At 68.4% G+C, this 21,645-nt stretch carries 24 protein-coding genes; 10 read left to right on the forward strand and 14 right to left on the reverse strand.

Going from position 1 to position 21,645, the window contains the following annotated elements:
• Positions 1-30 precede the first annotated feature (30 nt).
• The 4 genes from ACFQ9R_RS14695 to ACFQ9R_RS14710 all read right to left on the reverse strand — a co-directional run bounded on the left by ACFQ9R_RS14695 (position 31) and on the right by ACFQ9R_RS14710 (position 2,435).
• Complete coding sequence (locus ACFQ9R_RS14695) at positions 31-378, reverse strand: DoxX family protein (RefSeq protein WP_378991046.1); 348 nt, start codon at positions 376-378, stop codon at positions 31-33.
• Positions 379-513: 135 nt separating this feature from the next.
• Complete coding sequence (locus ACFQ9R_RS14700) at positions 514-1,251, reverse strand: phosphoglyceromutase (protein ID WP_378634111.1); 738 nt, start codon at positions 1,249-1,251, stop codon at positions 514-516.
• Between the two features lie 27 nt (positions 1,252-1,278).
• Positions 1,279-1,455: a hypothetical protein gene (locus tag ACFQ9R_RS14705; protein ID WP_170112119.1), complete on the reverse strand. Its 177-nt coding sequence runs from the start codon at positions 1,453-1,455 to the stop codon at positions 1,279-1,281.
• A gap of 86 nt (positions 1,456-1,541) precedes the next feature.
• Positions 1,542-2,435 (reverse strand): ROK family protein, encoded by an 894-nt coding sequence (locus ACFQ9R_RS14710; RefSeq protein WP_378991048.1) that lies wholly within the window; start codon positions 2,433-2,435, stop codon positions 1,542-1,544.
• A gap of 187 nt (positions 2,436-2,622) precedes the next feature.
• Here ACFQ9R_RS14710 and ACFQ9R_RS14715 point away from each other — a divergent pair, with 187 nt between their 5' ends.
• Positions 2,623-3,798 carry a lipase family protein gene (locus tag ACFQ9R_RS14715; protein WP_378991049.1) on the forward strand — a complete coding sequence of 392 codons (1,176 nt, stop codon included), beginning with the start codon at positions 2,623-2,625 and terminating at the stop codon, positions 3,796-3,798.
• Positions 3,799-3,849: 51 nt separating this feature from the next.
• Here ACFQ9R_RS14715 and ACFQ9R_RS14720 read toward each other — a convergent pair whose 3' ends face one another.
• The 5 genes from ACFQ9R_RS14720 to ACFQ9R_RS14740 all read right to left on the reverse strand — a co-directional run bounded on the left by ACFQ9R_RS14720 (position 3,850) and on the right by ACFQ9R_RS14740 (position 9,226).
• The gene (locus ACFQ9R_RS14720) at positions 3,850-4,344 is read right to left on the reverse strand and encodes a YbjN domain-containing protein (RefSeq protein WP_378991050.1); all 495 of its coding nucleotides are present in this window, start codon (positions 4,342-4,344) and stop codon (positions 3,850-3,852) included.
• Complete coding sequence (mshA, locus tag ACFQ9R_RS14725) at positions 4,341-5,699, reverse strand: D-inositol-3-phosphate glycosyltransferase (RefSeq protein ID WP_378991234.1); 1,359 nt, start codon at positions 5,697-5,699, stop codon at positions 4,341-4,343. Before mshA ends, ACFQ9R_RS14720 begins: the two co-directional genes overlap by 4 nt.
• A 152-nt stretch (positions 5,700-5,851) precedes the next feature.
• Positions 5,852-6,844: an alpha/beta hydrolase gene (locus ACFQ9R_RS14730; RefSeq protein ID WP_378991236.1), complete on the reverse strand. Its 993-nt coding sequence runs from the start codon at positions 6,842-6,844 to the stop codon at positions 5,852-5,854.
• A 430-nt stretch (positions 6,845-7,274) separates the two neighbouring features.
• Positions 7,275-8,288, reverse strand: a complete 1,014-nt coding sequence (locus tag ACFQ9R_RS14735) for an alpha/beta hydrolase (RefSeq protein ID WP_378991051.1) — start codon at positions 8,286-8,288, stop codon at positions 7,275-7,277.
• Between the two features lie 119 nt (positions 8,289-8,407).
• On the reverse strand, positions 8,408-9,226 hold the full coding sequence (locus tag ACFQ9R_RS14740) for an alpha/beta fold hydrolase (RefSeq protein ID WP_378991052.1): 819 nt from the start codon (positions 9,224-9,226) through the stop codon (positions 8,408-8,410).
• A gap of 123 nt (positions 9,227-9,349) precedes the next feature.
• On the opposite strand from ACFQ9R_RS14740, the gene ACFQ9R_RS14745 reads away from it, so the two are divergent.
• On the forward strand, positions 9,350-10,084 hold the full coding sequence (locus ACFQ9R_RS14745; protein WP_378991054.1) for an SDR family NAD(P)-dependent oxidoreductase: 735 nt from the start codon (positions 9,350-9,352) through the stop codon (positions 10,082-10,084).
• 294 nt (positions 10,085-10,378) lie between these two features.
• A complete protein-coding gene (gene mscL / locus ACFQ9R_RS14750; RefSeq protein WP_378634088.1) occupies positions 10,379-10,831 on the forward strand; it encodes a large conductance mechanosensitive channel protein MscL in 453 nt (150 codons plus the stop codon).
• Between the two features lie 82 nt (positions 10,832-10,913).
• Here mscL and ACFQ9R_RS14755 read toward each other — a convergent pair whose 3' ends face one another.
• Positions 10,914-12,272, reverse strand: coding sequence for an MFS transporter (locus tag ACFQ9R_RS14755; RefSeq protein ID WP_378991055.1), 1,359 nt, complete (start codon positions 12,270-12,272; stop codon positions 10,914-10,916).
• 171 nt (positions 12,273-12,443) lie between these two features.
• On the opposite strand from ACFQ9R_RS14755, the gene ACFQ9R_RS14760 reads away from it, so the two are divergent.
• Together ACFQ9R_RS14760 and ACFQ9R_RS14765 are read left to right on the forward strand one after the other, a co-directional pair.
• Positions 12,444-13,046, forward strand: a complete 603-nt coding sequence (locus ACFQ9R_RS14760) for an NADPH-dependent FMN reductase (RefSeq protein ID WP_378991056.1) — start codon at positions 12,444-12,446, stop codon at positions 13,044-13,046.
• A 5-nt stretch (positions 13,047-13,051) separates the two neighbouring features.
• Positions 13,052-14,485, forward strand: a complete 1,434-nt coding sequence (locus ACFQ9R_RS14765) for a DHA2 family efflux MFS transporter permease subunit (protein WP_378991057.1) — start codon at positions 13,052-13,054, stop codon at positions 14,483-14,485.
• A 61-nt stretch (positions 14,486-14,546) separates the two neighbouring features.
• On the opposite strand, the gene ACFQ9R_RS14770 is transcribed toward ACFQ9R_RS14765, so the two are convergent.
• Entirely contained in the window at positions 14,547-15,677 is a 1,131-nt protein-coding gene (locus ACFQ9R_RS14770; protein ID WP_378991238.1) for an Ig-like domain-containing protein, read from the reverse strand.
• A 177-nt stretch (positions 15,678-15,854) separates the two neighbouring features.
• Positions 15,855-16,340, reverse strand: a complete 486-nt coding sequence (locus tag ACFQ9R_RS14775; protein WP_378634077.1) for a DUF2505 domain-containing protein — start codon at positions 16,338-16,340, stop codon at positions 15,855-15,857.
• Here ACFQ9R_RS14775 and ACFQ9R_RS14780 point away from each other — a divergent pair.
• From ACFQ9R_RS14780 to ACFQ9R_RS14790, 3 genes are all read left to right on the forward strand, one after another.
• Entirely contained in the window at positions 16,339-17,475 is a 1,137-nt protein-coding gene (locus ACFQ9R_RS14780) for a UDP-N-acetylmuramate dehydrogenase (RefSeq protein WP_378991058.1), read from the forward strand. The two genes, ACFQ9R_RS14775 and ACFQ9R_RS14780, sit on opposite strands and share 2 nt — an antisense overlap.
• 64 nt (positions 17,476-17,539) lie before the next feature.
• On the forward strand, positions 17,540-18,067 hold the full coding sequence (locus tag ACFQ9R_RS14785) for a DUF2505 domain-containing protein (RefSeq protein ID WP_378991059.1): 528 nt from the start codon (positions 17,540-17,542) through the stop codon (positions 18,065-18,067).
• A gap of 23 nt (positions 18,068-18,090) precedes the next feature.
• Positions 18,091-18,888, forward strand: coding sequence for a class I SAM-dependent methyltransferase (locus tag ACFQ9R_RS14790; protein ID WP_378991060.1), 798 nt, complete (start codon positions 18,091-18,093; stop codon positions 18,886-18,888).
• On the opposite strand, the gene ACFQ9R_RS14795 is transcribed toward ACFQ9R_RS14790, so the two are convergent.
• Positions 18,874-19,482 carry a hypothetical protein gene (locus ACFQ9R_RS14795; RefSeq protein WP_358186434.1) on the reverse strand — a complete coding sequence of 203 codons (609 nt, stop codon included), beginning with the start codon at positions 19,480-19,482 and terminating at the stop codon, positions 18,874-18,876. The two genes, ACFQ9R_RS14790 and ACFQ9R_RS14795, sit on opposite strands and share 15 nt — an antisense overlap.
• 106 nt (positions 19,483-19,588) lie before the next feature.
• Between ACFQ9R_RS14795 and ACFQ9R_RS14800 the strand changes: the two genes are divergently transcribed.
• Positions 19,589-20,323: a DUF2993 domain-containing protein gene (locus ACFQ9R_RS14800; protein ID WP_378991062.1), complete on the forward strand. Its 735-nt coding sequence runs from the start codon at positions 19,589-19,591 to the stop codon at positions 20,321-20,323.
• A 35-nt stretch (positions 20,324-20,358) separates the two neighbouring features.
• Here the strand turns inward: ACFQ9R_RS14800 and deoC are convergent, their stop codons facing one another.
• Entirely contained in the window at positions 20,359-21,024 is a 666-nt protein-coding gene (deoC, locus tag ACFQ9R_RS14805) for a deoxyribose-phosphate aldolase (protein ID WP_378991063.1), read from the reverse strand.
• A gap of 92 nt (positions 21,025-21,116) precedes the next feature.
• Between deoC and ACFQ9R_RS14810 the strand changes: the two genes are divergently transcribed.
• Positions 21,117-21,644: a GNAT family N-acetyltransferase gene (locus ACFQ9R_RS14810; protein ID WP_378991064.1), complete on the forward strand. Its 528-nt coding sequence runs from the start codon at positions 21,117-21,119 to the stop codon at positions 21,642-21,644.
• The last annotated feature ends 1 nt before the right edge of the window (position 21,645 follow it).

Raw genomic sequence — 21,645 nt, forward strand, 5'->3', positions numbered from 1 at the left:
ATCACGCCGGCCTCGGCCGTGCCGGAACGTTCAGGCGGCGATCCCCAAACCCAGCGCCACCGCGACCGGCACCAGGTACAACACCGGGAACGCCACGGTCTTGTACGACCGCGCTCGCAGCACCGTCACCACCGCACCCGCGAAGTACAGGATCAGCCCGACAGCCGCGAGAACCCCGATCACCGGCACGAACAGGCCGACCAGCAGCCCGATCGACCCGAGGGCCTTGGCGATGCCCAGCGGTGTCCACCAGGTCTGCGGCACACCGTATTCCACCAGCGGATCGACCACGAACGGCGCCTTGCGCAGCAGGGAGAACGCCGAGAACCCCACCCACAGTGCGGCGACGACAGTGACGATGACGTAGGCGGTGTACATGGCGTAACTCCTTCGGCAGCCGCGTGTTTCGCGGTATCTACCGAGGTGACGACACAGCCCCCGCGAGTGTGACATCGCCCGGAAAACCACGACGGCCCCACACCGTTGGACGGTGTGGGGCCGAAACGCTGGGAGTTACTTGCCGCCCTGGTTGGCGACAGCGGCGGCACCGGCGGCGGCAGCGGCCGGGTCCAGGTATTCGGCGGCCTTCACCGGGCGCATGTTCTCGTCCAGTTCGTAGACCAGCGGAATGCCGGTGGGGATGTTCAAGCCGGAGATGTCCTCATCGGAGATGCCGTCGAGGTGCTTGACCAGCGCGCGCAGCGAGTTGCCGTGCGCTGCGACCAGCACGGTCTTGCCGGTCAGCAGTTCCTTGGAGATGGTGTCTTCCCAGTACGGGACCATCCGCTTGACGACATCGAGCAGGCACTCGGTCTCGGGGACCTCGATGCCCGCGTAGCGCGGGTCGCCTTCCTGGCTGTACTCGTTGTCGGGCTGGATCGGCGGCGGCGGGGTGTCGTAGCTGCGGCGCCACAGCATGAACTGCTCCTGGCCGTACTGCTCGCGGACCTGCTCCTTGTTCTTGCCCTGCAGATCGCCGTAGTGGCGCTCGTTGAGGCGCCAGTCGCGCACGACCGGGATCCACAGCCGGTCGGCGGTGCCGAGCGCGTTGTCCGCGGTGCTGATCGCGCGGCGCAGCAGCGAGGTGTAGACGACATCGGGCAGGATGCCTGCTTCTTTGAGCAGCTCTCCGGCCCGCTTGCCCTCGGCGATGCCCTTGTCGGTGAGTTGGACGTCCACCCAGCCGGTGAAGAGGTTGAGGGCATTCCATTCGCTCTCGCCGTGGCGCAGCAGCACGAGGGTGTAGGTCATAGGGGTCATTCTGACATTGCGGTGATGTCAGGCCCACTCCACCTCGTCGAAGCCGATGACGATCTCGTACGGCCCGCCCTTGACCAGCGCGTCGACCTGTAATCGTGACGCCACCGAGTCGACTTCGCGCACTACGGCGCACACTCCTTGGAACGGACCCTCCGGTATATGGACGACATCGCCCGGCACGTAGTCGGCAGCCACCTCATGGAGGCTACGCCCGCCGGTGACCAGGCCGAACGAACGCGCCGAGCACACTGCCGGCCGGACCGAAGAGTCCTCACAGCGCCTCAATCCGCGGCGGCCTCGACCGCTAGCACCCCCGCACCGACCAGTGTGGCGCCTTCGCTCAACGTCGACAGTTCCACCGACAGTTCCTCGACGAACTCGAGCCGCGCATGCCGGGCGACGGCGGCGCGCAACGGTCCCCACAGCGGCTCCCCCGAATGCGCGAACCCGCCGCTGATCACCACCCGATCCACATCCAGTAGCGCGGCGGCCGACGAGATTCCCGCACCGAGGCCGGTTCCCGCACGCGCCATGGCGGCGAGCGCGATCGGATCGCCACGATGCGCGGCCTCGGCGAGCTCCATCCCGCTCGCCCCGGCCCAGCCACGTGCCCGCGCCCAGCGCACCGACGACATTCCGCTCGCCACCGCTTCGACGCACCCGAATCCCCCACAGGGACAGGCGGTGTCATCCCCGGGCACCACGATGTGCCCGATGTGACCGGCGTTTCCCGTGCGCCCCAACACAACCCGACCGTCGGCGACGATCCCCCCACCGACTCCCGAGGACACCGTCATGGCCAGGCCGTTGTCCACCCCGCGCAACCCGCCCACCCGATGCTCGGCCAGCACCAGACAGGCGCCGTCGATGGCCAACCGCACCACCGCGTTCGGGAACAGCGCGCGCACGTGGTCGACGATCGCGAACCCGCCGCGCCACGCCGCCAGGTTCAACGGCCTGATCGTTCCCGCGGGCACATCGACCGGCCCCGCCGCTCCGATCCCGACCGCGCTCACCTCGTTGTCACCTGCCACAGCGACCAGAAGGTCTCGACACGCCGCCCACGGATCGTCCGAGGCGGCGGGGGCCCGGCGCACCCCGTGCAGCCGGTAGTGCGGGTCCACAAGTCCCGCAGCGAATTTCGTTGCCCCGATATCGAGCGCAAGCACCGCCATCACCACTCCTACCTCCCGTGCCGGGCCGCGTCGCCGCACACCTCGCCCGCACCTGATGTGAGTCATCACAACATGTGGCACGCGACACTTTGACTACTGGTCGGTACAAATCACAGGTTTTCGTTAGATACTTCGACACGGGTCGGGTCGTCTCGTTGGGCAGCACTACTGTTGATGAAGGAAAGCTGTGTCGAAAATCGCTGTACTGGTGTTGAGTCTGCTATCTGTGGGCTTGTTCGCCGCGCCCGCGGGCGCGAACCCGCTGTATCCGACGCCTGATCCGGATCCGTTCTTCACCGCACCCGCCGACATCGCCGCGCTGGCACCCGGCGACGTTGTGCGGACCCGCCACATCGACACCTGGATGTACCCGGGCACCGAAGGCCACCAGGTCGCGTTCCGTTCCACCAATTCGGCGGGCAACGCGATCATGGGCATCACCACCGTGCTCATGCCGATCGGCGTGAAGAACCCGCCCCTGGTGTCGTACCAGGCGCTGATCAACTCCATCGGCACCCGCTGCAATCCGTCGCAGTCGCTGTTCAACGGCGAGCTGCAGGACGCGCCGGGCGCCATGCTGCCGCTGGCGCGCGGCTGGGCGATCTCGGTGCCCGACTACCTCGGCCCGACGGTGGCCTATGGTGCAGCCAAGCTCAGCGGCATGGTCACCCTCGACAGCGTGCGCGCGGTGCAGAAGGTCGCCGAGCTCGGCGTCGGCAACTCGCCGGTGGCGATCGCCGGCTACTCCGGCGGCGGCATGGCCACCGCGTGGGCGGGTGCGCTGCAGCCCACCTACGCACCGGAACTGAAGCTCGCGGCCGTGGTGTCCGGCGGCATCCCCGCCGACCTCGAATTGATGGCCGACGCACTGGGTTTCGCGCCGCACCCCGGCTTCGGTCTCGCCTTCGCCGCCGCGATGGGCATCGAGCGCGAGTACCCCGAGCAGGTGCCGGTGTCGGACCAGCTCAACGAGAACGGCCTGTGGTTCCGTGAATTCACCAAGGACGCGTGCCGTCGCTTCCTGCTGTTCCACGGTGCCCTGCGCAACGCCGAGCAGATGGCGGCGTCCAAGGAGCTGATGGGCAGCCAGGTGGCTCGTGGGGTGCTGCGCGAGAACAGCCTCGTGCACTTCCAGGGCGCGCCGACCGCACCCACCTACATCTGGCAGGGCAAGTACGACATCCTCACCCCGTACGCTCCGGTCGCCGAGACCATCGCCCGCTGGTGTGGTCAGGGTGCCCCGGTCCAGCTGAACACGGTCGAGATCTCCGAGCACATGACCGCCGCCGTGGCAGGTTTCCCGGACGCGTGGAACTACGTCGAGGCCCGCTTCCGCAACGAACCGGTCCCGACGAACTGCTGAGCTGAAAAACGATGCCGGACAGGAACTTTCCTGTCCGGCATCGTTGTGTTCTCAGACCTTGTCGGCGTCGTCGATGAGGTGCTCGAAGGCGCGCAGGTTCTTCAGTGACTCACCGCGCGAGACCCGCCACTTCCATTCCTTGCGAATGGATTCGGCGAACCCGAGCTCGAGCAGGATGTTGAAGTCGTTGTCGACCGCTTCGAGGATCTGCCCGAAGATGCGGTCGAGTTCGTCGGCGGTGACCGACTCGGCGGACATCCGGCCCACCAGGTAGATGTCGCCGACATTGTCGAGGGTGTAGGCCACGCCGTAGAGGCGGCGGTTGCGGCGCAGCAGGTATTTGTAGACGCCTTCGAAGTTCTCGTCCGGCTTGCGGCACACGAACGATTCGATGCGGACACCGTGCTTGCCGACGGTCAGCATCACCGTGGTCTTCAGCTTGCGCTCGCCGGGCAGCACCACGATGAAGGTGTCGTCATCGTGGCGGGTGTACTCGATCTCGCGATCGCGCAGCGTGTCGTCCACTACCTGCGAAACGGCGCTCACCTGCGCACTCCCGTCCGGCGCCGCAACAGCGCCCGCGATCTGGCCTGCCTGGTCTCGCCCGCGTGCAGAGCGATGGGACCGCGTTCGGTGCGGAATCCGGCCATCGCGGCAGCGTAGCTGTCGAGCAGGCCGTCGGCGGTGTGCGCCCAGGAGAACCGGCTGGCGTGCTCCACGGCGGTGGCGCCCATGCGGGTGAGCCGGTCGGGATCGTCGAGCAGGGCGGCCAGCGCGTCGGCCCAGTCGGGGGTGCGATGCCCCGGCACGAGCAGACCGGATTCGTGGTTGCGGACCGCAGTGCCGAGACCGCCGACGTCGGCGGCGAGAACGGGGGTACCGCTGGCCTGCGCCTCGATGGCGACCAGGCCGAAGGATTCGTTGTAGCTGGGCACGGCCACCACATCGGCCGCGCGATACACCTGCACGAGCTTGTCGGCGGGCTGCGGCGGCAGGAACGTGACCCGTTCGGCGATGCCGAGGTCGGCGGCCAGTTCGATCAGCGCGTCGGGTCTGGCCAGTCCGGTGCCGGACGGCCCGCCCACGATCAGCACGCGCAGCTTGCGGCTCGGATCACGGCCGAGGAGCTCGGCGGCCGCGCGCACGAGGACATCGGGGGCCTTGAGCGGCTGGATCCGGCCGATGAACGCGACGATCTGCTCGTCGGCGCGCAACCCGAGCTCGGTGCGCGCGGCGAGCTTGTCACCGGGCCGGTAACGGGTCAGGTCGGCGCCGGGCGGCACCACGTCGATGCGGTCGGGCGAGGCGCCGTAGAGCTCGACGAGCTGACGGGCTTCGTCACCGGTGTTGGCCACCAGCCGGTCGGACTCGGCGATCACCTGCTTCTCGCCGATCACCCGGGTCTCGGGTTCGGGAGTATCGCCCTCGGCCAGCGCGGCGTTCTTCACCGCGGCCAGGGTGTGCGCGGTGTGCACCAGCGGCACCCGCCAGCGGTCGCGTGCCAGCCACCCGACCTGGCCCGACAGCCAGTAGTGCGAATGCACGAGGTCGTAGTGGCCCGGCAGATGCCGCGCTTCCTGGCGCAGCACCTCGGCGGTGAACGGACACAGCTGGGTGGGCAGCTCGTGCTTGTCGAGTCCCTCGAACGGGCCCGCGACCACGTGGCGCACGATCACGCCGGGTGCGGCTTCGGCCACCGGCGGCAGCTCCGAGGAGGTCGCCCGGGTGAAGATCTCCACCTCGGTGCCCCGTTTGGCCAGCTCGAGCGCGGTTTGCAGCACGTAGACATTCATCCCGCCCGCGTCCCCCGTACCGGGCTGCGCCAGCGGCGAGGTATGCACCGATAGCACCGCGATGCGATGGGGCAAAAGATCGGGACGACGCTGGCTCACACCCTCCAGTGTGCACGCCGCGACGCCGCCACCGTTGCCCCTACCGGGTTCGGTGACGGCTGTCACAGCGTGTTCGTGAGTGAGTTCACGTCCTCGTCGTGGTCGAGCCTGCCCGATCCGCGGTCCGCGCGCGAGCGGATTTCGGCCCTCGCGTTCGGCCGTCACGCGCGGTGCAGCGCCGCCTCGAACACGGGCCACGATTTGTGCATGTCCTGCTCCCAGTAGCCCCACGAGTGAGTGCCGTTGGGGCGCATGTCCACGGTCGCGGGGATGCCGAGTGTTTGCAGTCGATCGCGCAGCTGCTGGGTGCACAGATTCGTGACGGCTTCGAGCCCGGCGCCGAACAGCAACTGCATGGTCAGCTGCGCCGGGTCGCCCTGGGCGGCGGTGATGGTGTCGTACGGCCCGGGAATGCCGGTGCCCGAGGAGATGTAGACGTCGGTGCCGCGCAACGCTTCCGCGTGCAGGTAGGGGTCGTTGGCCGACCACGCGGGATCGGTGGGTGGGCCCCACATATTGGCCGCGTTGCCGAGCCTGCTGCCCACCACCGTCCGCACGATCGCCTGTCCGCGTGGATCACTCGTTCGCACGCACCCGCTGTAGGACCCGATCGCCCGGTACAGGCCCGGCTCGGCGAGCGCGAGCTGGAACACCGAGGTGCCCGCCATCGACAGTCCCGCGATGGCATTGGCGCCGGTGCCGCCGAACTCCGCGTCGATCACGGGCGGTAGTTCCCTGGTGAGAAAGGTGGTCCAGCGCTGCTTGCCCAGCACCGGGTCGTCGGTTCGCCAGTCGGCGAAATAGCTTCCGGCCCCGCCGAACGGGATCACCACATTGACCTGTTTGTCCTTGAAGAACTCGACGACATCGGTGCGATCGAGCCAGTTGCCGTCGGCACCTCCGCCGACCCCGTTGAGTAGATACAGCGTCGGCGCGGGCGCTTTCGGATCCGCGGCCCGCAACACCCGCACCCGGGTGACGATGTCCATCGCCGGTGAGTACACGCCCACATCGATGGTGCGATCCGGTTCGACCCGCTGATCCTCGATGTGCGCCGCCCCCGGTTCAGCGGCTGCGGGCACCCCGGCCACGACACCGGCCAACAAGCCCAGCACGGCCACTGCGACCCGTACGCCCACTGCCCGACCAAACATCATCGAACTCCGTTCTCGACGCCGAATCCTCTTCTCCACATACGATCCAACGACATTCCAGAACGCTACACACGAATTCAGCGGAAGTCTGTGACGATTCCCAGAAGATTTTCCTGAACTCTGGACGCTCGATCCGATTGGTTAGCGAGAACAATCACAGGCCGATCACATCAGCACGGCAGACCAATCACACCGATCACCCTACCTGCGCAGACACCTGGTCTGCTCGTCACGACCCGCGCACCCGCCGACAGATATCGTCTCCGCGAATAGACCGACCGGACCTTTTCATCGGATACCGAGAATTGCGAAACATGACACAACATGTCTGCGAACTTATTCGCATCACCGGAATCGGCGGTGAAGTCCGCACCGAAAACCGCAGGCAGGTCACGTCGGTACCGGCCGTCGGCGCGACCTGCGGGAACGTTCAGCCGACGCGCAGGGCCGCGGCGAACAGCGGCCAGGAGTGACGGAGATCCTCGCGCCAGTAGCCCCAGGAGTGAGTTCCATTGGGGCGCAGGTCGACCGTGGCGGGGATGGCCAGGTCGTGGAAGCGGGTGGCGAGCTGCTGGGTGCACAGCGCGGTGACCGCGTCGAGCGCGCCGCCGATGATCAGCTGGTCGACGAGTTTGATCGAATCACCGTGTAGCCCTGGCCCGTCGACGGTGTCGAGTACACCGGGAAGACCGGTACCGGAGGAGACGTAGATCGCCAGGCCGCGCAGGCGCTCGGCGTGCAGGAAGGGATCGTTGGCGGCCCAGAGCGGGTCGCCGGGTTGTCCCCACATGTTCACAGGGTCACCGTTCTGGCCGGAGACGACGGTGTTGACGATGGCATGACCCTGCGGACCGCTGGTGGAGACGCAGCCGCTGTAGGACCCGACCGCCTTGTACAGCGCGGGCGCGGCGAGCGCCAGCTGGAAGGCGGCGGTGCCCGCCATCGACACGCCCGCAACAGCATTGGCCCCGGTGCCGTGGAACTCACGGTCGATGACGCGGGGCAGCTCGCGGGTGAGGAAGGTGGTCCAGCGCTGACGGCCCAGAACGGGGTCGTCGGCCTGCCAGTCGGCGTAGTAACTGCCCGCGCCGCCGATCGGCATCACGACAGTGACCTGTTTGTCGGCGAAGAAGGTGCCGGCGTCGGTGCGGGTGAGCCAGTTGCCGCCGTCGCGCCAGTCACCGGACGGGCCGACGCCGCCGTCGACGCCGTTGAGCAGATACAGGACGGGCGCGGTCGCCGAACGGTCGGCCGCGGGCAGCACCGCGACGGTCACCGGTTTCGCCATGGCGGCGGAGTGCACCACGAGCTCGACGACGCGGCCGGGACCGGGCTCGACGGAAATCAGCCGCGCGGCGTCGGTGGCCGGACTCGCTCCGGCGACCGGGGCGGCGCACACCAGGCCTGCCACGAGGGCCAGCACACATCGCGTCAAGACGCTCATGCGCCACCTCCATGCCCGGCCGCCAGAAATGGCCGTCGAGCTCAGAGTAGGTCGGCCTCACCTGCCCCGGATATGTTTCTGAAACATTGTCGATTCAGAGCAGGTATGGCCCGCCGAGCTCACTCCAGCGCGTCGACAAACTCGCTGACCTCGGCGAGGAAGCGTGGCCGGTCCTCGATGAACAGCCCGTGCAGAGCCCCTTCCCAGAAGGAACCGCGAGCGTCAGGGGCATTGTCGAGGATGTACTGACCATTGGCCGCCGGGACCACCGGGTCATCGGTGCCGTGCAGCACCAGAACCGGAACATCCAGGGCGCGCAGAGTTTCGGTGTTGTCGATCGTGCGGTAGAACAACGCCTTGCGCACCGAGGGCGGGGTCGCCAGACTGCCGCCGAACAGCCGCTGCGCGTCGACGCCCTTGTCCGCGCCGGGCCCGGTATTGGCATTGCCGAACACCGAGAACGCCCGCACCGCCCGCCCAGCGGCCTCGTCGAACACGCCCGGAATCGCCTTCTCCATCGACGGCCCCGGTGCCGCACCGGGCACATCGCGTCCGATATGGGCGGGCGCCCCGCAGTAGACGACACCGGCGACAGCCGAGGTGCCGTAGGTGGCGAGGTAGTCGGTGGCGACAATCCCACCGTAGGACCAGCCCAGCAGCACCGCACCGGCGTCGACACCCTCGGCGGCCAGCACCGCGGCCACATCGCCCGCCCACGCCTTGGGGTCGTCGTAACCGGCGCCGGGGTCGTCGGAGTACCCGTGTCCGCGCAGGTCGAGCGCGATCACTCGATAGCGCTCGGCCAGCTCGTCCGCGGCCGCCCCCCAGCACCGCAGATTCCCGGCCCACCCGTGCAACAGCACCAGTGGCCTACCGGTACCGATCACCCGGTAGACGATCCTCGTTCCATCGGCACTGACAGCATCGCGAATAGCCATACCGACAGGTTAATCGGCGCAGTCGCGAAGGATTCCCCAGCTGCGCGGCCGCGGCGAACGCCTGACATCACCGTGATCGGAGCCATGGCGGCCGGGAATCGCGGGCGAATAAGATCGGCAAACATGAGCATTCGCACCGCTGTCGTCACCGGGGCCAGCTCGGGAATCGGTGAAGCCACCGCCCGGGAACTGGCGAAGCAGGGTTATCACGTCTACGTCGGTGCCCGCCGGCTCGACCGCGTGCAGCGCCTCGCCGAGGAGATCGGCGGCACCGCCATCGAACTCGACGTCACCTCCGAGGAATCGGTGCGTGCGTTCACCGACGCCATCGACCACGTCGACGTGCTGGTCAACAACGCGGGCGGCGCGAAAGGCATGGCCGCGGTCATCGACGCCGACCTCGACGACTGGCGCTGGATGTGGGAGACCAACGTCGTGGGCACCCTGCGCGTCACCAAGGCGCTGCTCCCCAAGCTGATCGCCTCCGGCGACGGCCTGATCGTCACCATCACCTCCATCGCCGCCCTGCACACCTACGACAACGGCTCCGGTTACACCTCCGCCAAACACGCCCAGGCCGTCGCCCACCGCACCCTGCGCGGTGAGCTGCTCGGCAAGCCGGTCCGCCTCACCGAGATCGCCCCCGGCGCCGTGGAAACCGAGTTCTCCCTGGTCCGCTTCGACGGCGACGCCGACCGCGCCGCCAAGGTCTACGAGGGCATCGATCCCCTGCACGCCCAGGACATCGCCGAAATCGTCGGCTTCGTGGCCACCCGCCCTCCCCACGTCAACCTCGACACCATCGTCGTCAAACCCCGAGACCAGGCGGGCCCCGGCTCCTTCGCCCGCCGCACCTGAGTACGTTTCCCCAGTTCCGCACCACTTACTCCCCGCAAACGTGAGACTCGACACCTGGCCTCGCCGGGTCCGCCGCCCAGCCCATCGCACGACGCGACGAGCCGGGCGGTCAATCCGCGCGCGGGACAGGCGAATCCGGCGCGACAGCCGTTCGAGTGGCGAGAGCGGGCGTGGGAATTGATACTGGGGGCGGGCGGTTCGATCGTTGCTGTGAATTCGCCGCAATACTCGAACTGGCATTAACATCGCCGTTTGCCGTTAGCCAGCCCTAGGAGTAGAAGTTCGATGCTCGGTATGAAGTCTGTTTTCAGTGGGTTCAAAGATTTCCTGATGCGCGGGAACGTCATCGACCTCGCGGTCGCGGTCGTGATGGGTACCGCGTTCACCGCGGTGGTCACCTCGTTCAGCAAGGGACTCATCAATCCGCTGCTCGCGGTGTTCGGCTCGACCAACGAACTGGGCCTCGGCGTCCAGCTGATCGCCGACAAGCCGGCGACGTTCATCGCGCTCGGCCCGATCATCACCGCGTTCATCGACTTCTTCATGGTCGCCGCGGTCCTGTACTTCGTGCTGATGCTCCCGATGAAGTCGCTGAAGAACAAGTTCGGCACCACCAAGGACGCCGAGCCCACCGAGACCGAACTGCTCATCGAGATCCGCGATCTGCTCGCCAAGCAGCAGGGCCTGAGCACCGACCAGGCCGTCGCGCTGAGCAAGGAACGCGCCAGCGAGTCCGTCGAGGCGTAGTCGCTTCCGACCGTCGGGCCCACCGGACGCGAACGACCCCCCGACCGTCGAGTCGGGGGGTCGTTCGCTTTCCGGGTCGGGTTCAGGCGTAAGCCAGGGTCTTGGCAGGCCAGCGCGGGTGGTCGGAGTCGATCACGTAGGGGTGGGTGTGCTGGAAGTGCCGGGGGCCGACCTGGATCGCGTCGGCCAGGATCGCCGGGTCGACCGCGCCGAGTTCGTGGATATGGGTGATCTCGGCCGGGTCGTGGCGGGGCCACAGCCGGATCGCCGCGACGGTGCCGATGCCGGCGATGACGGCCAGGGTCGCCCAGGTAGTCGTGAAGCCGGCAGTGGTGGCCAGCCAGCCGGTGATCGGGTAGGTGATCAGCCAGGCGAGGTGGGACAGGGAGAACTGGCCGGCGAAGAGGGCGGGACGGTCTTCCGGTCGGGCGGAGCGGCGTAGGACGCGGCCCGTGGGGGTGAGGATCAGGGCGGTACCGGCACCGATGGTGGCCCAGGTGGTGAGGGCGGCGGGCCAGTGCCACTCGCCCGTCGGCAGGGTGGAGAGAACGAGCGCCGCGGTCAGGCCGGTGAGCAGCACCGCCGCCCCGGTGAGCATGACCGGGCGTTCGCCGCGGCGGTCCAGGATCTTGGGCAGGGTGAGCGCGATGAACATCGTGCCGAGACCGTTCGCCGCGAGCAGCAGCGCGACGCCGGACTGGCTGCCGCCCAGTACATCCCGCGCGTAGTTCACGGTGTTGACCATCACCACCGAGCCCGCCGCGGCGACCACCAGGTTCAATCCGAGCAGTCCACGCAGTCGCGGCGTCGCCGCGAACAGCCGCAGCCCGGCGGCGAGCCGTTCGGTGATCGCGCCGTCACCGACCGCCGCGTTCGGGATGCGGGCGGCCGTCACCAGGGCGACCGACACCGCGAAACCGAGGCCGGTGCCGACGAACAGCCAGTGGAAGCTGATCAGGCTCAGGGCCAGCGCCGCCAGCATCGGGCTGAGCAGCGTTTCCATGGTCGCCGCGAGCTGGGCGGCCGACAGCGCCTTCGTGTAGTCGCGTTCGTCGGGCAGGATGTCGGGCAGAACCGCCTGGTAGGTGGGGGTGTAGGCGGCCGAGGCGATCTGCAGCAGCGCGATGAGCACGTAGATCTGCCAGATCTGGTCGACGAAGGGCAGGGCGAGCACGATCGCGCCGCGCACACCGTTGAGCGCCATCAGGAATTGCCTGCGCGGCAGCCTGCCCGCGTAGGCGCCCGCGATCGGCGCGACGGTGACGTAGGCGACCATCTTCAGCGTCAGCGCGGTGCTGAGCACGATGGCCGCGTTGCCGCCTGCCAGTTCGTAGGCGAGCAGACCGAGGGCGACGGTGGTGAGCCCGGTCCCGAACAGGGCCGCGACCTGGGCGGTGAACAGCAGTCGGTAGTCGCGGTGCGCGAACAGTGAGGTGCTCATGATGCCTGCCCTTTCAAAACTGCTTATCTGCGTATGAACGCAATAAGCAGCATAAGCCGAGAAGTATTCCCGGACCACCCAAATCTTTGCCGACTTGACCTCAACGACCGTTGAGGTAGGACGGTAGAGCGCAGCGGCGGCCGAGGGCCGTCACCGACGAAGAGGAACGTCATGAGCGCCACGGTTGACCACGTCCGAACCGCCATCAGCCCGCTGCGGCTCGCGGTCGTCATCGGCAGTACCAGGGAGGGGCGCTTCGGTCCGACGATCGCGAGCTGGTTCGTCCGGCAAGCGGCCCTGCGCGACACCGTCACCGTCGACATCGTCGACACCGCGAGTATCGAACTGCCGCACGCGTTCGGCGCCGCCACCGACCACCCCTCTGTCGCCGAAGCCACCGAAAAGCTCTCGCGCGCCGACGCGTTCGTCGTGGTGACACCCGAGTACAACCACAGCTACCCGGGCACGCTGAAGAACCTGATCGACACCCACCACGCCGAATGGCAGGCCAAGCCGGTCGGTTTCGTCTCCTACGGCGGCATCTCCGGCGGACTGCGCGCCGTGGAACACCTGCGCCCGGTCTTCGCCGAACTCCACGCCGTCACCGTGCGCGACTCGGTCTGCTTCCCGAATCCGTGGGGCCGCTTCGACGACGCGGGCGAGCTGTCCGCGCCCAACGATGCCGACGCCGCCGCGGCGACCATGCTCGATCAGCTCACCTGGTGGGGCGAAGCGCTGCGCGCCGCCCGCCTGGCCCAGCCGTACGGGAAGTGACCGCCGTGATCACCACCGTCGAACCGGCCACCAGTCGCACTCCGATGCGGATCGCCCTGGTCCTGGTGGTCGGCATGATCATGGCGACGCTCGATCAGACCATCGTGAACGTCGCCATCAACAAGCTGTCGATGGAGTTCCACGCCGGCCTGAGCACCATCCAGTGGGTCGCCACCGGCTACTCGCTGGCCCTCGGCGCCGTGGTGCCGACCTCGGCCTGGCTGGTCGGCCGATTCGGCGCCAAGCGGCTGTATCTGACGGCGATCACGGCCTTCGCGGTCGGCTCGGTACTGGCCGGACTGTCGTGGAACATCGAGTCACTCATCGCTTTTCGATTGGTTCAGGGTGCCAGCGGCGGACTGCTGATGCCGGTCGGCATGACGATCCTGCTGCGCGCGGCCGGGCCGGAGCGCCTGGGACAGTTGATGAGCACGCTCGGGTTGGCCATTCTGGTCGGCCCGCTGCTGGGCCCGGTGATCGGCGGATACCTGATCGACGAGGTGTCGTGGCGGTGGATGTTCTTCATCAATCTGCCACTGGGCGCGCTGGTGCTGCTGCTGGCGGTGCGGGTGGTGCCCGACGACGCCCCGGAACCGCCGCGTGCGCTCGATATCCGTGGGCTGCTGCTGATGTCGCCCGGGTTGGCGCTGGTCATCTATGGCGTCACCGCCGCGGGCGAGAGTGCCGGATTCGCCACGCCCGCGGTACTGGTGCCGCTGCTGGTGGGGGTCGGCCTGATCGCCGCGTTCGTGCGCCGATCGCTGACCACCTCGGTGCCACTGCTGGATCTGCGCGTGCTCGGCAACCGGATCACCGGCGCCTCCGCGGTGCTGCTGGCGGTGTTCGCCGGCGGCTACTTCGGTTCGATGCTGCTGCTGCCGTTGTACTTCCAGGTGGTGCGCGGTGAGTCAGCGCTGGTGGCAGGCGCTTTGGGGATTCCGTTCGCCCTGGCATCGGGTGCGACCATGCAGGTGGCGGGCAGGCTGATCGACCGGATTCCGCCCGGCCGGTACCTGCCCGCGTCGATCACGGTGGCGCTCACCGGCTTCGTGCTGTTCGTGATCCAGCTCGACGCGGACGCACCGTACTGGGCGCTGTGCCTGACGATGGTGCTGATGGGCGCGGGTGGCGGCGGGACCCTGATGCCGGTGATGACCACGGCGACCCGGCCGCTGAGCCGCGAGCAGCAGCCCGCCGGTTCGACGGTGCTGAACATGATCAGCACCACGTCGATGGCGATCGGGACCGCGGTGGCCTCGGTGACATTGGGCGCACTGCTCCCGGTGACGGGTGGCCTCCAGGCGCTGCACGCCATGACGGCGGACCAGCGGGCCGAACTCGCTCCCGCCCTGGCCGACGCGTTCCAGCACACCTATCTGATCGCGCCCGTCATGATCGCGCTGGCGCTCGTCCCGGCGCTGTTCCTGCCCCGACGTTAGGGACGGCCGAGCCGTCGTGCCGTGGTGTCGAACCACCGCGGCACGACGGCACAGGTGCGCGCTATTCGGCAGGCAAGGCGGACATCGACTTCCATGTCGGCCAATCGAGGGCCCAGTCGTAGACGTCGCCGTCGGCCTGGGACAACTCGATCGAGGTGCCGGTCACCTCCACCGGATCGCCGTAGAGGGCGGTCGGGAAGTAGGCCTGGGCGTCGGCGGGTGAGAGGTTGATGCAGCCGTTGGTGACGTTCGAGGAACCCTGCGCCGAGAGGGATTCGGGGTTGGCGTGGATGAATTCGCCATTGTTGGAGATACGGACGGCCCAGCGTTCACGGACGTTGGTGTAGTACGGCGGATTCGACATCATGAAGTCCTCGTACTTCTCGGTGACGATGTGCACGCCCGAGCGAGTCACGTTGCGCGGCTCGTTGCCTTCGCCGTAGGACACCGCGAAGTCGAAGATCGTGGCGCCGTCGCGCACCACCCGCATGCGGTGACTCGGCGCGTTCGCGATGACGATCTGACTGCGGCCGATGGTGAAATCGGAGGTGACATCGGAGTCGCCGTAGGCGCCGCCGCCGAGGTCGACGCCGTAGAGCTTCGCGGCGACGTGCACGGTGGTGCCAGGGGTCCAATAGTCCTTCGGCCGCCAGTGCACCCGCGAGCCTCCGTCGTCGGGCAGCCAGGCCCACGATCCTTCGGTGCCCTGGTCGGTGGTGACGGTGAGGGCTTTCTCCACGGCTGCTTTGTTCGTGACCGGCCCCGCGAACTTCAGGATGATCGGCGCCGCGATCCCGACCTCCTGGCCGTCGCCGATGTTGATCGTGGCCGGGATGGTCGACTGGGGGCTGATCGTGGTGAAGGTGGCGTCGATCGGGATCGGTTTCGCGTCGGCGCCGATGGCCGTACCTGCCCAGGTGTACTCGACGCCGTAGCCGAGCGGTTCGGAGACCTTGTAGGTGGTGCGGTCGGGGCTGAGCTGACCGGTGATCTGCTTGCCGCCGGCGTTGGTGAGGGCGATCTGGTCGATCGTGCCGTGCGCGACCGTCACCGACACGGGCGCGACCGGATCCACCTCGGTGGCTCCGGGCGTGGGCGCGATGGTGACCTGCGCCACCGGCGCCGCCTCGGCGGCCTCGCCCTGTCGGTCGATGGTGCACCCGGTGAGCACGACGAGCACCGCCAGCACCATCACCGCAACCACGGATCGCCCGCCCCGAACGCCCACTTCACGCCTGTGCGCCGACGAATCACGCCGCGCGGTGGCCCGCGCGCGCAACAGTTCGGTTACCGAATGTTTGCTCACGCATCGAATGTACGCCGAGCTACCGACCCATACCCCGTGAGCGCGGTCTCACCGAGACCGCTACTACCGGTTGAGCCATTCCTCGGTGAAGGTGGCCTCGTTGCCGAGGAGTTCGATCAGGCGCTCGGAGATGGCCGCCTCGATCTTGCCGCCGAACAGCGGGATCTTCACCTCGATGGTGCCGTTGATGGCGGTGGTGGAGCCGGTGCCGCCGTCGGGTGCCATGGTCACCGTGCCGCGGACCACCGCGGGGGCACCGTCGACGTGGGCCTCGAAGATACCGCCGGTGCCGGTGTAGGTCTCGGTGCGCGGAATGATCAGGTCGCCGGGGCGCACCGCGGTGATGGCGGGCGGGAGCTGGTCGGCGGGGATGGACTGCACCATCTGGACGCGGACCTGGTCGCCGTCGACGGCGAAGGCGTCGAGCCGGGCACCGGGCCCGCCGACCTCGGCGATCCGGGCCTTCCAGTACTGCTCGTCGGAGTACGCGGCGCGCACCGCATCGACGGAATGCGTGTAGCCGGCAGTGAACGCCAGAGGTGTAGCCATGCTCGACACGGTACCGTCTGCGGACGTGCGTACAACACGGGTGGTGTCCTCCGATCAGCTGCGTGACCTGCTTGCCGATACCGGCGCGACGGTCCGCGATTCGGTGCGTTTGTCCGAATTGACGACCTTGCGGGTCGGCGGGCCCGCGCTGCTCGCCGAATGCGCGAGCACCGAGGCCCTGGTGGCCACGGTGAAGACCCTGGACGCGGCCGGTATCGCGGTGCTGCTGGTGGCGGGCGGGTCGAACCTGCTCATCGACGACGCGGGCTTCGACGGCGTGGTCGTGCTGGTCGGCACCACCGGCGTCGAGCTGGGCACCGACGGCGTGGTGGCCGAGGCGGGCGCGAACTGGGACGAGGTCGTCGCGGCGACCGTCGCGGCCGGGTTGGGTGGGCTGGAGTGCCTGTCCGGCATTCCGGGTTCGGCCGGTGCGACACCGGTGCAGAACGTCGGCGCGTACGGCGTGGAGGTGGCGTCGCTGCTGCGCCGGGTACGCCTGCTCGATCGCAGGACCGGGGACGTGCGCTGGACCGAACCCGCCGAACTCGGCTTCGGTTACCGGACCAGCGTGCTCAAGCACAGCGACGACGCGGTGGTCCTCGCGGTGGAGTTCGCCCTCGATCCGAGCGGGATGAGCGCGCCGCTGCGCTACGGCGAGCTGGCGAAGGTGCTCGGGGCGGGCGACGGCGAGACTCGCCCGGTCGAGCAGGTGCGCGCCGAAGTGCTTCGCCTGCGGGCGGGCAAGGGCATGGTCCTCGACCCGGCCGACCACGACACCTGGAGCGCCGGTTCGTTCTTCACCAACCCGGTCGTCACCGAGGAGCAGTTGCCACGGGTACTGGCCGCGATCGCCGCGCACGTCGGCGACGACGTCAAGGTGCCCACCTATCCCGCACCCGACGGCACCAAACTCTCGGCGGGCTGGCTCATCGAACGCGCCGGTTTCGCGAAGGGCTTCCCCGGCGACAGCGCCGCCGCGCGCCTGTCGACCAAGCACACCCTGGCCCTGACCAACCGTGGCACCGCGACCGCGTCCGACATCGTCGCCCTGGCCCGCACCGTCCGCGCGGGCGTCCAGGAAAGGTTCGGCGTGGCGCTGGAGCCGGAACCGGTAACCGTCGGCATCGATTTATAGGACCGAGCACAGACAACCCACCTCTTCCCTCCGCCCGCACCCCAACCACGTAACGTGTGCTGCCATGGCACGCAGACTGGACTACTCGGCTCGCTACCCCCTGCACACCACCGAAGAGCTGTACGCAGCCCTCCAGAGCAGGGACTACTGGGAAGCCCGCGTCGCCGAAATGCGCAAGTACGCGCCCAACAACGAAGTGGTGAGCCTCGACGTCACCGACGACGGCATCGACGTGGTCCTGCACCACACCCTGCCCCGCGAGATGCTCCCCGAGATCGCCCAGACCGTGATGCGCAAAGACATGGTGATCACCCGCAAGGAGAGCTGGGGCCCGTTCGACCACGACGAGACCGAGGGCAAGTTCTCCGCCTCGATTCCGGCCGGCCCCGGCAGCCTGACCGGCACCATCCGCCTGTTTCCCACCGAGACCGGCGCCACCATGCGCTTCTCCCCCACCGCCAAGGTCTTCATCCCCATGGTCGGCCCGCGCCTGGAGCAGTTGATGCTGGTGAACCTGGTCGACCTGTTCCGCGCCGAGCAGGAAGAAACCCTGCGCTACCTGGACAATCAGACCGCCGACAAGTCGGTCTGACGCACCGGAGAACTTCGACGCCCGTGGCCCCCAGCCGCAAGGCCCTCCCCCCGGTCGGCACGATCACCCGTGGCACCACCGGCGTCAACCGTTTGCGCCGCAGTGACCGCTGGCTCGTCAACGACGAACTCGTCAGCGCGACACTGCGTGAATCGCCCGATCCCCTGGTCGTCGACCTCGGCTACGGCGCCGCACCGTGGACCACCTTCGAACTGGCCGCCCGGCTGCGCACCGTGCGCCCCGACCTCGAGGTGGTGGGCCTGGAAATCGACCCGGCCCGCGTCGTGGCACCCCGCGACGGCGTCCGCTTCGCCCGCGGCGGCTTCGAACTGGCGGGCCTGCGACCGACCCTGGTCCGCGCGTTCAACGTCCTGCGCCAATATCCCGAGGACGCCGTGCCCGACGCGTGGTCACGCATCCAGTCGAATCTGGCACCCGACGGCCTGCTCGTCGACGGCACCTGCGATGAACTCGGCCGCCGCTGCGCCTGGGTGCTGCTCGACCGGCACCGTCCCCTCTCCCTGACGCTGGCCTGGGATCCGTTCACCGTGGACCGGCCCTCCGACATCGCCGAGCGCCTGCCGAAAGCGTTGATCCACCGCAACATTCCCGGCGAACGCGTCCACACGCTGCTCACCGCCGCCGACCGGGCCTGGGAGCGTACCGCGGCCATGGCGCCGTACGGCCCCCGCATCCGCTGGCGTGCAGCGGCGGAGATGCTGCGCGCCAACGGTTTCCCGGTCCACCCCTACAACCGGCGAATGCGCGACTGCGTGCTGTCGGTGCCCTGGGACGTGGTCGCCCCGTCAGACCCGGCTTAACGCCCGTCGCACCCGCGCCGACGCTCGCGGCGCCAATTGCTGCCCACCCCACCAGATCTCGTCGGTATCGCATCGGTGGATCGCCACCGCGTCGGCCACCACCTCGTCCAGCGCCGACTGCGAGATCTCGGTCTCGGCCAGATCCAGGACCGTCCGCACCGGCGTGGTCACCAGAAACGGCCCAGCCGACTCGACATCCGCCGCGCAGAGCTTGCGTCGGGTCAGCACCAACCGTGGGGTCACCGGCGGGCGACCCGCCGACACCGACAGGTGCAGAAACCGCGGCTGCAACCTGCCGATCCCGTGCAGTTCCGCCGCACTCTGATACGACACCGCCGCCGCGCCGTCGAACCACGCCGCCCACATCGCGTACTCGTCGAGCGGCCCCACCCGCCACTGGCCCAGCCGCATCATCCCGACCCCGGCCCTGGTCACCGACCCGTCCCCCAGGGCGGCTCTGACCTGCGATTCGCAGCCGGTACGCAACACCTGACGCGTGGTGAAGAAGCCCGCGTGCCGCCCGGCGAGGCGCCGCAGCACCCGCCATCGATGATCCGCTGTCCCCGCCACCCGGCGCGCGCCCTCGCCAGTCATGCAACCCAGATTACGCCCGGTTGCGTGCGCCAGGTCACATTTTGCTGTGAAGGCTTTCACTACGTCCTCAGAGCGGACACAGAAAGATCGGGAAGAATCCGATGCCATGACCACACAAAAGCCCCCTCGCCCCAGGATCGGTCGGCGCTCGCTGGTGATCGCGTTGGCCGTGGTCGCAGCCCTACTCGTCGCGGCCATCGGCGGAACCGAAGCCTATGCCAGGCACAAGATCTCGAGCTGCATCAGCGGCGCGTTCGAGCAACAGATGGGCTCGAGCATCGACGTGGGCTTCGGCCCGCGCCCGATCCTGCTGTCCTATGTGGACGGCAAGGTCGGCACGATCACCGTCGACAGCGAGGACAACAAGTTCGGCCCCGCTGTCGGGATGGTGGTGCACGCGAAATTCAACGACATCGAACTCGTCGACCGCGGCCGAGGCGGCGGCACCATCGACAGCTCGACCGCCGACGTGACCTGGAACAACGACGGCATCCGCGAGACCCTCGGCACCATGGTCAGCGGCGTGAGCTCCTCGGCGAGCACCGGAGTGATCACTCTCGATGTGCTCGGCGGCCTCGCCCAGCTGGAGGTGCAGCCGATGGTCCGCGACGGCAACGTCACGGTGGAGACGAAGTCAGCGCAGATACTCGGCATCGGCCTGCCCACCGACCTCGTGCAGGACATCGTCGAGACCTTCACCCAGAGCTTGCAGAGCTATCCGCTCGGCCTGCGCGCGCAGGAGGTCAAGGTCACCGATGACGGTGTGAGCGTGCACCTTTCGGGTGGCAAGACCGCACTCGAGAGCGACCCGGCCGCTCAGCAGTCCGGGTTCACCTGCTGATCGCGCGCGGCGGTGACGACTCGGGGAAACCTCGGCTAGTCGGGAAATCCGTCGAGGACCGCAGCCGATTTCGACAACCCGAGCCGCGTAGCACCGGCCTCGATCAGCGCGGCGGCATCCGCGGCGGTGCGGATGCCGCCGCTGGCCTTCACCCCGAGTCGTCCGCCGACGGTCTCGGCCATCAACCGCACCGCGTGCACGCTCGCACCGCCCGCGGGATGGAAACCGGTGGAGGTCTTCACGAAATCTGCGCCCGCCTGTTCGGCCGCCCGGCACGCGCCGACGATCGCCGCATCGGTGAGCGCCGCCGATTCGATGATCACCTTGAGCACGGCCCGATCCCTGGTCGCCTCGCGCACGGTGATGATGTCGGCGAGCACGGCGTTGAAATCACCGGCCAGCGCGGCGCCCACGTCGATCACCATGTCCACCTCGGCGGCGCCCTGATCCACGGCCAGCCGCGCCTCGGCACCCTTCACCAGCGAATGGTGTTTGCCGGACGGGAAACCCGCCACGGTGGCCACCACCAGCCCCGGCGCACGCACCGGCAGCATCGAGGGCGACAGGCAGATCGCGTACACCCCCAGCTTGCGCGCCTCGACGACCAGCGAGTCGACCTCGGCCGGAGTGGCTTCCGGCGCGAGCAGGGTGTGGTCGATCATGTCGGCCACGGCGGCCCGGGTCAGCGGCGCGGAAGTCATTTCCCGAGCATCGCACACGCGCGGCCGAGTCCGGAACATCGGGCACGGCACATCATTGCGCTCCCGTACCCAAATCCTGGAGACTTAAGCCTGTGCTGATCCGTCGCGAGACCCCAGCGGACGCCCCGGCGATCGCCGCGATCCACCGCGCCGCTTTCGCCCCGCACTACGCGGGCGATCCGGCCGTCACCGAACCACCCGAACCCGCCCTCGTCGAGACGCTACGGACCGACGAGTCGTGGATGCCCACGCTGTCGCTGGTCGCCCTCGAATACGACACCGTCGTGGGGCACATCTGTCTCACCAGAGCCGGAATCGGCCCGTTCCCGGTGCTCGCGCTGGGTCCGCTCGGCGTCGATCCGGAGCATCAGAAGTCCGGCGTCGGCTCGGCATTGGTCCACGCCGCCCTCGGCGCCGCCGACGCCCTCGACGAATCGGTTGTCGGCCTGGTCGGCGATCCCGACTACTACGCCCGCTTCGGCTTCGTCCCCGGCGCGCGCCTGGGCGTCGTGCCCGACGAAGCCGAATGGGCGCCGTATTTCCAGGTCCGCCCGCTCACGGCCTACGATTCCGCCGTGACCGGCGAATTCCGTTATCCGGCACCGTTTTACGACCTGTAGG

Origin of the sequence: Nocardia sp. NPDC056541, from assembly GCF_042794235.1 — a bacterium.
In the GTDB taxonomy this organism is placed as follows: Bacteria; Actinomycetota; Actinomycetes; order Mycobacteriales; family Mycobacteriaceae; genus Nocardia.

Bases quoted from the DNA above. Each gene is read 5' to 3' on its own strand.
- ACFQ9R_RS14755 (WP_378991055.1), bottom strand. From the start codon at position 12,272: ATGAGCACCTCACTGTTCGCGCACCGCGACTACCGACTGCTGTTCACC.
- ACFQ9R_RS14770 (WP_378991238.1), bottom strand. From the start codon at position 15,677: ATGGTGCTGGCGGTGCTCGTCGTGCTCACCGGGTGCACCATCGACCGA.
- ACFQ9R_RS14695 (WP_378991046.1), bottom strand. From the start codon at position 378: ATGTACACCGCCTACGTCATCGTCACTGTCGTCGCCGCACTGTGGGTG.
- mscL (WP_378634088.1), top strand. From the start codon at position 10,379: ATGAAGTCTGTTTTCAGTGGGTTCAAAGATTTCCTGATGCGCGGGAAC.
- ACFQ9R_RS14780 (WP_378991058.1), top strand. From the start codon at position 16,339: ATGCTCGACACGGTACCGTCTGCGGACGTGCGTACAACACGGGTGGTG.
- ACFQ9R_RS14795 (WP_358186434.1), bottom strand. From the start codon at position 19,482: ATGACTGGCGAGGGCGCGCGCCGGGTGGCGGGGACAGCGGATCATCGA.
- ACFQ9R_RS14730 (WP_378991236.1), bottom strand. From the start codon at position 6,844: ATGTTTGGTCGGGCAGTGGGCGTACGGGTCGCAGTGGCCGTGCTGGGC.
- ACFQ9R_RS14710 (WP_378991048.1), bottom strand. From the start codon at position 2,435: ATGGCGGTGCTTGCGCTCGATATCGGGGCAACGAAATTCGCTGCGGGA.
- ACFQ9R_RS14785 (WP_378991059.1), top strand. From the start codon at position 17,540: ATGGCACGCAGACTGGACTACTCGGCTCGCTACCCCCTGCACACCACC.
- ACFQ9R_RS14700 (WP_378634111.1), bottom strand. From the start codon at position 1,251: ATGACCTACACCCTCGTGCTGCTGCGCCACGGCGAGAGCGAATGGAAT.
- ACFQ9R_RS14735 (WP_378991051.1), bottom strand. From the start codon at position 8,288: ATGAGCGTCTTGACGCGATGTGTGCTGGCCCTCGTGGCAGGCCTGGTG.
- ACFQ9R_RS14800 (WP_378991062.1), top strand. From the start codon at position 19,589: ATGACCACACAAAAGCCCCCTCGCCCCAGGATCGGTCGGCGCTCGCTG.
- ACFQ9R_RS14745 (WP_378991054.1), top strand. From the start codon at position 9,350: ATGAGCATTCGCACCGCTGTCGTCACCGGGGCCAGCTCGGGAATCGGT.
- deoC (WP_378991063.1), bottom strand. From the start codon at position 21,024: ATGACTTCCGCGCCGCTGACCCGGGCCGCCGTGGCCGACATGATCGAC.
- ACFQ9R_RS14760 (WP_378991056.1), top strand. From the start codon at position 12,444: ATGAGCGCCACGGTTGACCACGTCCGAACCGCCATCAGCCCGCTGCGG.
- ACFQ9R_RS14740 (WP_378991052.1), bottom strand. From the start codon at position 9,226: ATGGCTATTCGCGATGCTGTCAGTGCCGATGGAACGAGGATCGTCTAC.
- ACFQ9R_RS14775 (WP_378634077.1), bottom strand. From the start codon at position 16,340: ATGGCTACACCTCTGGCGTTCACTGCCGGCTACACGCATTCCGTCGAT.